The organism is Streptomyces sp. NPDC057963, from assembly GCF_042887155.1.
Taxonomy (GTDB): domain Bacteria; phylum Actinomycetota; class Actinomycetes; order Streptomycetales; family Streptomycetaceae; genus Streptomyces.
Window position 1 is genome coordinate 20,090 of sequence record NZ_JBHVPX010000029.1, and the last position, 11,210, is coordinate 31,299.

8 protein-coding genes are annotated in these 11,210 nt (G+C 70.7%); 1 reads left to right on the forward strand and 7 read right to left on the reverse strand.

Annotated features, from left to right (window positions below; translation table 11 throughout):
- Window positions 1-3: 3 nt before the first annotated feature.
- The 6 genes from ACFVT1_RS36295 to ACFVT1_RS36320 are packed head-to-tail and all read right to left on the reverse strand — an operon-like array spanning window position 4 to window position 8,062.
- Window positions 4-447, reverse strand: coding sequence for a hypothetical protein (locus ACFVT1_RS36295; protein WP_389803756.1), 444 nt, complete (start codon window positions 445-447; stop codon window positions 4-6).
- Window positions 444-926: a hypothetical protein gene (locus ACFVT1_RS36300; protein WP_389803759.1), complete on the reverse strand. Its 483-nt coding sequence runs from the start codon at window positions 924-926 to the stop codon at window positions 444-446. The genes ACFVT1_RS36295 and ACFVT1_RS36300 overlap by 4 nt, the downstream gene beginning before the upstream one ends.
- Window positions 926-1,552: a hypothetical protein gene (locus ACFVT1_RS36305; RefSeq protein ID WP_389803762.1), complete on the reverse strand. Its 627-nt coding sequence runs from the start codon at window positions 1,550-1,552 to the stop codon at window positions 926-928. The genes ACFVT1_RS36300 and ACFVT1_RS36305 overlap by 1 nt, the downstream gene beginning before the upstream one ends.
- A gap of 35 nt (window positions 1,553-1,587) precedes the next feature.
- Window positions 1,588-6,675 carry a hypothetical protein gene (locus ACFVT1_RS36310; RefSeq protein WP_389803765.1) on the reverse strand — a complete coding sequence of 1,696 codons (5,088 nt, stop codon included), beginning with the start codon at window positions 6,673-6,675 and terminating at the stop codon, window positions 1,588-1,590.
- Window positions 6,675-7,220, reverse strand: a complete 546-nt coding sequence (locus ACFVT1_RS36315) for a hypothetical protein (RefSeq protein ID WP_389803768.1) — start codon at window positions 7,218-7,220, stop codon at window positions 6,675-6,677. Before ACFVT1_RS36315 ends, ACFVT1_RS36310 begins: the two co-directional genes overlap by 1 nt.
- Window positions 7,217-8,062 carry a cupin gene (locus ACFVT1_RS36320; protein ID WP_389803771.1) on the reverse strand — a complete coding sequence of 282 codons (846 nt, stop codon included), beginning with the start codon at window positions 8,060-8,062 and terminating at the stop codon, window positions 7,217-7,219. Before ACFVT1_RS36320 ends, ACFVT1_RS36315 begins: the two co-directional genes overlap by 4 nt.
- A gap of 124 nt (window positions 8,063-8,186) precedes the next feature.
- Between ACFVT1_RS36320 and ACFVT1_RS36325 the strand changes: the two genes are divergently transcribed.
- Window positions 8,187-9,059 (forward strand): hypothetical protein, encoded by an 873-nt coding sequence (locus ACFVT1_RS36325; protein ID WP_389803773.1) that lies wholly within the window; start codon window positions 8,187-8,189, stop codon window positions 9,057-9,059.
- Window positions 9,060-9,151: 92 nt separating this feature from the next.
- Here ACFVT1_RS36325 and ACFVT1_RS36330 read toward each other — a convergent pair whose 3' ends face one another.
- Entirely contained in the window at window positions 9,152-10,780 is a 1,629-nt protein-coding gene (locus ACFVT1_RS36330) for a major capsid protein (protein ID WP_389803775.1), read from the reverse strand.
- Window positions 10,781-11,210 lie beyond the last annotated feature (430 nt).

The window sequence follows — 11,210 nt, forward strand, 5'->3', positions numbered from 1 at the left end:
TCCTCACGGGGCCTCGATGGCGTGGACGTGCACGGTGACGCCAGCAGCAGCGGCGCCGAAGGCCAGGACGCCGATACCGAGGAGCGTGACCCCGGCTGACACATCGACGTGAACGGTCGTGGATGCCCCGCTGTGCGCGGCGAGACGGGTGGAGCGGAAGCCAGCCCCGGCCTCGACGGTTGCGGTAACGACCGGCGGGGCAGCGAACGGCGGCGACCAGGTGAAGACGGCATCCCCGGCGGCGCCGGTGACCGCCGTGCGGTGCTCGATGCGGGGTCCCGCAGGTGCACGGTCTCCGGCCGGCCCTTGGGGACCGGCAGGCCCGTCGGCGCCCGCCTCGCCCTGCGGACCGGCCGGACCGACCGATCCGGTGGCACCGTCAGTGCCCCGTGGTCCCGCAGGACCTGCCGGGCCGGGAATGCCGGAGCTACCGCTCGTGCCGCTCACAGCGTCCCGAGCTTCTTGAAGGCGAGCGTCGTGCCCACGGCGAGAACGCCGGTGTAGCTGATCGGGGCGCCGCCGCCGGTGACCCGCTGGGCCTCCATCCGCAGAGTGGTCGGGCCGGTGACCGCCACCTCGTAGTCGTGGGTGGCGTGCGCGCCGTTGGCGATCGCCGCGGCGCTGGCGGCGTTGCTGTTGGCAACCAGGAGCCGTGCGCCGTTCGGAACGACAGCCCCCGCTGTGGCGTCGTACAGCCGGATGTTGATGACGACGCCCTGACCAGACACCCCCAACAGGTTGATCGCGCCGTCGGACTCGGCGGTCACCTCGTACGTGCCCGCCTCCGGAAGCGTGATCTGGCAGCCGGGGACCGGCAGCCACGCCCCGGAGGCGGGGGCGACCAGGTCGAGATTCCCGGTGGCCCAGACACGGCCGTAGACCGGCAGGGCCGAGGCGGGCGAGAGGCTTCCGCTGGTGCCAGTCATCAGTCGGACACCTTCTTGAAACGGAAGTTGGTGGCCCAGACGGCCTCAGCGGTCGTGGTTCCGCTGTCGACGCGTTTCAGCGCCTCGACTCGAATCGTCGCGGGCCCCGCCACCTGGTAGAGCGCCGCTGCCGAGGCGTTGCTGTGGAGGGTGTGTGTGACTCCGTCGGCGGGCGTAGCAGCGAAGAGGAAGATGCTCCGCGTACTGAGCGGGACCGCGGCGTTGGCGGTGACGTCGAAGAGCCTGGCCTGGAGGATCGCGTTGGAGACACTGCCCACCATGATCAGACCGCCCTGCACGTCGGCGACCAGTTCGTAGACGCCTGGCTCCGGCAGCGTCAGCTGCGCCCCGGTAACCGGCACCCACGTGTCGTAGGCGGCGTCTTGAAGGCTCACGACGCCGGAGGTCTGCCCGTGCACCGGAGTGAGACGAGCACCGACCTGCCACGCCTGCGGGCACGTCCCGCCAGCTGGCGCGGTCACGTCGATGTCGACCGACCGCTCCGTCCCGACTGCCCCGCCTGGCCCGCTGCCGGCCACCTCGGTGCGCGGTGCGAGGAGCCCGGCCGCCGTGAGGGTGAGGGCGTTGCACGGGGCCGGGTCGACGGTGGGGTCGGTCCGGTACACGCGCGTACTGCCTGCCTGGCAGCAGCATCCGGCCATCAGAGGGTCACCCCTGTCGTGAAGGACAGGGTGACCGTGCCAGTGTCGGCGGTGATCACGAGTGGACCGGTGAGCAGCGCGTCATCGTCCCGAACCACGGACCAGGTGACGCTTTCCCCGGCCACGAGGCTGGATGTGCCGTCGGCGGTCGTGATCTCGCCGGTGCCTCGGGCGACGGCCGTGACGGACTGGAGCGTCGGCCAGGCGAGCACGTCCCATGTCTCGCCCGCGGCGAGCTCGACGCGGCGCGCCTGTACACCCGTGGCTGACGGTGCGCCTTCCGTCTCGCACGGCACGGGTGCGACCGGGGTGTAGGGGGCGGAGAGGTCCGGCGTGTACGTGCCGATGCTCGTGAGGGCGCCTTCGCAGTCGACGGCCAGGAGCTCGATGTAGTCGGTGTCCGGTACGCCGTCGCCGTCGGTGTCGTCGCACCGGCACGCCTCGATCACGTTGGTGGCCTGGCATGGGTCTGGCTGCGGTGTTCCCCCGTCGTTGGCCGGGGTGCACTGGCCGACGTCGCCGGTCACCTCGTACGGCTCGCCGTCCAGGGTGGTGTCGACGACCGACACGGTGGCTCCGGTGGCGCAGTCCTTGACGATCGTGCGCAGGAACTGGCTCTCGCACTCGATCGCAGGGATCTCCGCCGACCACTTGAACTCGTCGACCTTCCACGCCTTGGGCCCGGCGCCGTGGTACGTCTCCAGGTCCAGGACCGCGACGATGTCACCGGCCGCGAGCGCCGCCGCCGGGACGGCCGCGGTCAGGGTCAGGGTGTAGACCGCACCGACCGGAGCGGACGTGGGCACGCTGACGTATTTGATGCGGGACTGCCCGGCGGACGCGTCCCACAGCGCGAACATGCCGTCACCCATGTAGCCGGCGTGCGGCCCATTGTTCGTGACCCGCAGCGACACCGTCACGTCCACGGTGCCCGTGAGCGACGGAGATCCGGCCGCGAGGTGGACACCGATCACGCGGTGCGTGTCACCGCCCGAGCTGGTCGCGCATTTTGTGTCGGGGCCCAGCACGACGGACCCGCCGGTCCATACCGGTGCGCCTTGCCCCGGCGTGTCCAGGTGGCACCAGGTCGGCGTGCTCCCCGGTCGCCAGTTGTTGAAGCTGGCCGGGTTCGGCTCGTCCGTCGCGGTCGGCTCGATGCCGGCCTGGCACTCCGGGTCAAGGTCGCACAGCAGGACCGTGCTGGTGTCGCGGCACGCCTCCGTCGGGCAGCAATCGCCGCCGCTGGTCGTGCACTCGCCGACCTCTCCGGTGACCGTGTACGGGGCGCCGTCGAGAGTGGTGTCCGTGACGGCGATGATGGCACCCTCGCAGTCCACGGTGACGGTGCGGAGGAACTGCGGTGCGCAACCGGCCTGTTCGTAGTCGACGGCCGCAGTGACCCCGGAGAGCTTCCAAGACGTCTTACGCGGGTTGCCGGGGCAGGCCTGCGGCGAGTCGTCGTAGGTGTCGAGCGCGATGAAGAAGGTGATGTTCCCGGCGGCCAGGTCGGCGGCCGGGACGTCCGCCTCCACGGTGAGTGTGCCCGACCAGCCGACCTTGGCGTCATTGGGCGGGAGGACGGTAGCGACCGGCGCCGAGCCGTTGAAGAGGCGCACGGCGCCGGTGATGGCGCATCCGGTGTCCGGGCCGAGCTGGTCGGCGCGGACCGACACCGTCACGTGAGCCGTCCCGGTGTCGCACGCGGGGCGCGGGGCCTGGACCTTCGCGGCGAGGGTGCGCACGGTGCCGGTCGTGCCGGGCTGCGGTCCGGTGCCCGGCGGGAGGGTGAGGGCGCCTCCGTCCCACAGGGCCTGTGCGCCGGTCATGGGCAGGCCGGTCGGGTACGGGTAGTACGGGGTGGGCACGGTGTCGGTGACCGTCGGGCCCGGTGTGCCGTCTGTCGGGATGTCGCACAGCAGGAGCGTGGAGGCGTTCCGGCACTCGGGCTGCGGGCAGCACTCCCCGCCACCACCGCCGCAAGGAACGATGCGGTCGCCGTCGGGGATCTTCTCCTGGCGGTCGCCGTTCTCGTCGAGGTAGTAGACCCGGCCGTCCTCGATGACCTGCGTCCAGACGCGCGGCTCGTGGTCGTACGTCGCTACGACGTGGAGGATCATCCCGGCCTGGTTGCCGTTCGGGCACGGCACCGAGGACGGCGGCTGTGTCTCCAGGATCTGAACGATGACCTCGTTCTGCCCAGCCCGGCCACCAGGAACGGCGGTCGGCGGGATGCTCCAGGCCGGTGGGGTGAACCCTCCGCCGCCGACCGGCTGCCACTCACCAGCGTTGAGCCGCCACTGCACGACGTCGTTGTCCGCGTTGAGGACCGTCGCGGCGATCCGGATCGTCTCCGGGTCGACGTCCGAGGGCAGGTTCCAGGAGGCGCGGGTGTACCAGGTCGCGGTCACGTGAGGGGCCGCGGCGAGGTTCGGGGAGCAGACGCCCTTGTTCGCGTGCGGGGACACCCAATGCGCCGGATTCGGTGCGGGGTCAGTGACGGTCCACAGCGTGTTCGGGGCGACCTCGTACATCGGGTACCAGGTACCGGAGAGGTCCGGAGCCCACTGCCAGTCAGCATCCCGCCCCGCCGTCGCGTTACCGGCGTTGGTCAGAAACTCGGCCGTCCCGGTCGCGACTACGCAGATCTGCCGCGTGATGCGGTCCGGGGACGGGCAGCGTGCCAGGACAGCCCCGGCCGGCAGCTCGACCGGGTCGCCGGTCGTCGGGTCGGTGAGGCGCTGCTCCATGCGGTCGCCGGTCTGGTCGTCGTAGACCCGCTCGACGACGACCTGACCGAGGACGTCGCCGGTGGCCTCGTCGCGGATACACAGGAGTTCGGCCTCGACGTCCACCCGCTGCTCCGGCGTGCTGCCGCCGCTGCCGCAGCCACAGCAGCCGTCCGGCACAAGCGTCATGCCCTGGAAGCGGACAGCCGTGCACGCCCGTCCGCCGCCGGTGTTGCCGTACCGGTAGCTGATCTGCGCGGGCGGGCTGTCGAAGTAGACGTAGGCGGTGATGTCGTTCTGGTTCGCCCTGATCGTCGACCCGGTCCAGGTGACATCGCCCTCGACACGGGACGGGATCGGGTTGAGCCCTGTGACGCCCTCGAACGTGTCGAAGTCCAGCAGGTCCAGCCTGAACGTACTCATCTCCTGGGCTACGGCGTCCAGGGTGAGCGTGTACGTCGTCGGGTTGTTGAAGACGGGGTTCGCCGGGTCGTACGTGCCGCACCCGCCGGGCGAGGCGCTGCTCGCGTGCAGTTTGACCCGGGCGACCTCGCTGGTCTCCGGATTGGTGACGGTGTAAATGAAGTCCTGCCGCGCTACCCCGGCGGGGTCCTCGGCAATGCCGGTCTGCGGCCACAGGAGTTCGGACAGGGCGGGCACGCCGCCGCTCCCACAGTCGACGACCTCGACCGGGGTGTACGGCGTGGTGCCGTCCATGGCGGTGTCGCGGGTCTCGACCAGGGCGCCGGTGCAGTCGTGAATCAGGTGCCTGAGGAACGGCAGGGCGCAGCGCTTGCCGTCCTCGTCCGGCTCGACGTTCGGGTTGAGGTCGCACAGGCGCAGCGTCGACACCGTGGATGCGCACGGCTCGGCCTCGGGCGGGTGGCACACGCCGACCGTGCCGGCCGGGGTGTACGGGGTGAGGCCGTCCAGGAGGGTGTCTGTGACGGTGGTGGTGGTGCCGGAGCAGTCCCGGCACACCGTGCGGAGGAACTGCCCGCCCAGGGAGACGTCTACGGCGCCGAACAGCCAGTTGCCGATCTTCGCGCAGGCGGTGAGGACGCTCTTCGTGCCCAGGTACTGGAGCGCGAGGGATGACACTCCGGTGACGCGGAAGCGGGCGCTGTTCGCGCGGGTAGGGGCGGTGAGAGGGGCGCAGGCCGTGAGGGTGGGGTCCACGCTCAGGATGCTGGTGGCCGGGTCGTAGGTGTAGCCGGGCGGCAGGCTGAGGGGATGTGCCCCGGCCGGGAGTTGGGCTGTGTTCTCTTTGGCCCCGGTGCCGGTCGAGTGGACCATCAGGACGCTGAACTCGGCCGTGACGGGCTGGTCGAACTTGAACGTGGTGAGTGGCAGGCTCGGGTTGGGGAAGAGTGCCAGGCCCCACCAGGCCGCGCCGTCGCCCTGCTGGTTCGGCGGGAGCGCCGAGGGGCCTGTCGCCGTCCAGGCGACGCCGTTGGACAGCTTCCCGGACGCGGCCGTCCCGGCGATGGTGGCCGGGGGCATGATGTCGGTGTCACACAGGACCTGCGTGGTGCAGTCCTGGCATGTCGACTCTGCCGGGCACACCCCGACCGTGCCCGCCGGGGTGTACGGCGCGCCGTCGACGTCGTAGTCCGCGTGGCCGGTGATCTGCCCGGTCTCATCCCGGGCAAAGTCGCGGATGATCGGGGTCACGGTGCCGTCCGCCTGCACGTCGCAGAGCTGAACCACGTCCCGCTCCGGCTGCTCGACCCCGGCCGGGCACGTCGTCACCTCGCCCTGCGGGGTGTACGTGTCCCCGGTGACCGCGTCGACCAGGCGCACGCCGGCGATCGAACCGTCAGCGGCGTAGGAGTACTCGACGAGGACCAGGCCGAGGACGTCCCCGCTGGCCGGGTCGACGTCGCAGAACGTCCCGGACACCTGGATGCTGCGGGAGTCGCCGCACGCGATCGTCCCGGCCGGCGGCGCACCGGTGGCCCATGCCCCGGTGGTGAGGTTGAGCCATCCCTCCTGGGTGACGGTGCCCGCGCAATCGCGGGTGACGACCACGGAGATCGGGGTGCCGTCCGCAAGGCACAGGCCGGTCATCGCGACCGGCTGCGTTGGCTCCTCGCACCCGTTGAGCGTCTCGCACGGCCCGGCATCGGCTGGTGGCGCACCGGGGGTGAAGGTGCCGGTGCTGGTGTCGATCCAGCCCACGGCCTCCGGGGCCCCTGCGTCCTGCCCGCACTCGGCGCACCCGGACTGCACGACGACGAGCACTGCCGTACCGTCCGGGCGGCACAGGGCTGTTGAGGCGATCGACGGGGAGCAGCACGTGGTGACCTCGACGGGTGTGTCGCCGCCTCCGGTCTGGCACGGGATGGGCTCGACGGGCATTACGCCTCCGGGTGGACCTGGCGGCGGTGGGAGTCCCGGCCGCGCACAGTGGTGAAGTCGCGGGTACACAGCGGGCACGGGTACGGCCCGGGACCCTCCTGGTCGGGGTGTTCCTCGTCGCCGGGAGTGGAGTAGCTTCGGTCGCTGCTCGGCGGGTCGAGCGGGACGGTCTCTGTGGCGTACGCGGTTGCCGGGACCTCTTGCAGCGCATCGCCGGGGGTGGCCTGGTGCTCGGTCAGCGCCGCCTCGACGGCCGCGGCCGGGGCGGAGGCGGTGAACCCTTCGGGGGTGGCCACGCCCAGCAGTTCGCCGGCGCCCGGTCCGGGCCGCCCCAACGCGGCGTCCTCGTCCGGGGATACGTACCGGTGGCCGTCGACCAGGGCACCGATGAGGATGTCCTCCGGCGCTTCGGCGAACAGTGCAGCCGGGACGGCGAACGTGTTGGTTCCGACGGTGCGCAACTTGGGTGTCTGGGCGACCGCCCACTGGGCGAACGGACGGCGCTGCGCCCGGTTCGGCTGGATCTGGATCACGTCGCTGCTCATGGGCACACCTGAATCTGCACTGCGCACACGGTGCATGTCGTGCCGACCACAAAGGTGCGCTCGACCAGCACCCTGCGGTCGTTGTTGCGGATGTTGATGGACGCGCCGGGCCGGTCTGGGATGGTGTCGACCGGGCCGCAGCGGATGACGAGGGGGCCGGTGATGTACAGCCACGCGGTGCCGGGCTCGGCCGGGATGTTCCCGGGGCCGGTGTTCATCGCGCTGTACCCGGCACCGATCACGGCGCAGTTCCCGGCCAGGGTGCGCAGCGCCCCGGTTTCCGGGTCCTCGCGGACGATGTTGCAGCAGCTCAGCAGGGCCGCGGCTCCGGCCGGGACGTGGATGGTGCCCACCCCGCCATAAGACTCCGCGAGACACCCCTCCAGGGCGGCAATGCCCTGCGCGATGTGAACTGGGCCCTCGGCTGGGGTGAGGTCGACGGCGTCCATAGCCAGCTTGTCCCGCCAGAACGCAGCCTCCAGGGCCTGCTGTTCACCCAGGGCCAGGGATGCCTCCGCGTGGGCGCGGGCCTCCTCATACGTCCAGCCCAGGGTGGAGCACTCCGCACCCGCGTACACGGTGATGGGCGCGGCGTGCTCGATGGTGGGGCGGCAGAACTCTTTCTGCGCCGGGGGCCCCGGGGACTCCTCGGGATCAGCGCCGCACGGGTCAACCCAGTCTCGTACAGGGCAGCAGCCCAACGCCAGCCACTCCACGCCGTTCAGCTCGTGAATGCGGTCCTCGGTGACGTCGGTGACGGTCGTACACGAGGCGCCCAAGACGCCATGCGGCAGCGGGGTGCCCGGGATCGCCTCCACATAGCTACGCAGCCCAGCGGTCATCGCGAATCACCCCAACCAGGCGGAACCGCCCGTTAGTTGCCGGACGTTGTACCTGGTGAGTGGGCCGACGGCGCTCCACACGCCGCCGACCCTGACCGAATCCTTGACTAGAAGGAGTCCGGCCATGGCCGACACTACGACACCCGCCAGCAGCTGTGAGGTCTGCGCCAAGCCAGCTGAACTCGACAACCGGCTCAAGGGCGGCGCGCACATCCGGTACTGCTACCAGTGGCGCCGCCGCAACAATCCGACGCGCCCTGTGTGCACAACGCCGAAGTGTGGCCGTCGCGCCCGTGCCGGCAGCACGGACCTGTGTGACCGCTGCTACCAGCGGGCGCAGCGCGGGAACGACCCTGCGGCCCGCGCGTTCCACCAAGCGAACAAGGGCAAGGCGTGCAGGGTCGAATGGTGCGGGGAGGGCGCCACGCATCTTGGCTGGTGCGTGGACTGCTACGCCTGGAGCCGCCGCAATGGGGACGCCGACCCTACGGGTCGCCGCTACCGGTACAACCGCAGCGCCGAGGACATTCTCGCCCTGGTCATGGCCATCGAGCCGGACCCGGTCACGGGATGCCGTGAGGCACACGGCGTGTTTTCCATCGACGCCTACGGATACCCGATTGCCAGCGTGGCGGGTAAGGCGAGCACCCGAATTACGCGGGTCGTCGTCGCCCACAACCTGGGGCGGCCGATGAAACGCGCTACGCACGCCTGCCACACCTGCGACAACCCGCCTTGCGTCGAGCCAACACACCTGTGGGAGGGCAGCCCAGCGGACAACAGCCGGGACAGGGACACGAAGGGGCGCGGCGCCCACGGGCAGGGCAACGGCCGGGCCCGCCTCGACCCCGCGAAGGTGAGGGATATCCGGGCGCGATACATCCCGGGTACCAATCAGCACGACAGCAACATCGCTTCCCTGGCTGCTGAGTTCGGCGTCAAACCTCAGGCCATCCGGGATGTCGTCCACAGCCGTACCTGGAAGCGCGTCCAGTAGGGCATATAGCACTGCCTCACCTCCTCGGGTGGGGGCTGACGGGCTCGGTGTTAGGTCACCGGGCCCGTCTGCTTCTCGGGGGGGATGTGGGATCAGGCGATGGGGCAGGCGAGGACCGTCTGGCCGCCGGTCTCACCCGTCGGACATACAGGAACGGTCACGACGCGGGTGTCGACCGACCTGTCAACGAGCGCTACGCACTCTTCTGCAAAGAGGGCGGTGAAGTCGTTCGTACTGAATTTCGAACTGTCGTGAATTACCCCCAGGTTTACCTCTTCGCCCCGGCCGATGACGAGGCCACCGGCCGGGTAGATCAGGAAGTTGAGGGTCTCCGGCCAGTCCAGGGCCGGGGTGGGGGCGCCGATGTCGGTGGGGACGGCCGGGGCCAGGCCGCGCGCCCACTGGATACGGACACCGAGTGGGGTGAACAGGTCCTGGATCTGGGAGGTGGTCACCTGGTCGATGGAGACGCCGTTGCGGCGGGCCAGGTCTGCCAGGAACAGGTTCCGGCTCCACCAGGGGAAGACCACTTCGAGGGCAGTGGTCTCGCACAGGCTGTGGCGCTCGATGATGTCGGCGGCCTGGAGCGCGACGGCCGCGTACACGGCGGACAGGGCGCCCATGGTGGCCGGGACGGTGACCGGGGTTGCGGAGTTGAGGGCCTGCTGGAACAGCTGCTGCCGGATGCGGATTTCGTGCGCGACCATGCTGTTGCGCAGGTACCAGCCGATGAGCTCCGGGAAGTGGCGGGCTGTCAGAATGCCTGCCTCCAGGCACACGCCGACGGCGTCACAGCGGACCTCGACGGGGTCGGGGCAGGGGATGCGGAAGCACGGCTTGGTGTTGCCGGCGATGTCGTCGGCCTCGGTGTGGACCCACGTCATGGCGCTGACGTCTAGGGAGAGGGGCTTGTAGTAGCGCAGCCCGCCGCGGGCGAGCTGGATCTCCGGGGCGTCCCACAGCATGTCCGGGCAGGAGGTGTCCGTCAGCTCGTACAAGGTCTCGGACGGGGCGCACCAGCCGCCGGACGCGACCAGGTTGCCTTGGGGAAGGCGGGACTGCTGGGAGGCCGTCATTGCGACGGTGGTGCCCTCGGGCGCCGACGAGGAGTCGGTGACGATCGTCTCCTGCGGGTACGGGTGACGATAGCTGATGACCTGCCCGACGCCGCCCCCGGCGGTCTTGAGCGCGGTCGCGCGGGAGTTGATGCCGCGCACGACGTCGTCGAAGTTCAGGGCCGCGCCCGGGGTGTAGCCGGGGACGTCGACGGCCGCCGTGATGTGGGTCGTCGGTGCCGGCGGCGGGGGCAGGACGCGCGGCTGACGGCGCCGCACCCCGGAGAGGTCCAGGGCCGGGCGCGAGACGAGGGAGGCAGTCGCCACCTGGGGCTCCGGCTCGGGGTCGGCGGCCACGGGCTCGGCCGACTCGGCGGGCTCGGTGATCTCGGCGGCGGGCTCCGGTTCCGGGTCGCCTCCGCGTACCTGGGCCGCAAGGGCGTCGATCTCGGCCGCGGCCTGGGTGGCTGCCTCGTGGCGGGCGGCCTGCTCGGTACGGATGTTCTCGACACCGGCCGCGAGGGTCCGGATCTGCTCCAGATCCTTCGGGGTGATGACGCTGCTGGTGCTCCGGGTGTCGAAGGCCTCGACGGCCCCCTCCAGGAGAGCGGACAGCTCATCGTCGCCGAGGGTGGTGATGTCGTCGGGAAGCTCGAACGGGTCCATGGGTGGGTCTCCAATGAGTGCCTTGGAGGACCCGGCCCAGAACCAGCGGTCGTCAGTGCTGAGAATCTTAGCCCGCCGTTGTGGTCAGCGGGTTGGTGTCAAGGTCCGGCGCCTCGCGCGGCCGCCGGATTCGAGCGAACTGGCCCGTTGCAGTGGCCGTTGCCTCTACGGTCCCAGCATGGGCGACGCGACGATTCGGCACATTCAGCGGCAGGTGGAGCGGGAGGTAGCGGAGGAGATGAGCGGCCGGCGCAGGGAGCGTCTACGTGACGCTCTTGCGGACAAACCACGGGAGTGGCTCGTGGAGCAGCTCCTGGACCTCTTGGAGCCGCCCGGCATGCCGCCCCTGCCCGGCCCGCGGGGGAAGGACAGCAAGGCATAGCATCTGTAGGCACTCCGGGGCTGCACGCCGTGGCGTGCAGCCCCGGGG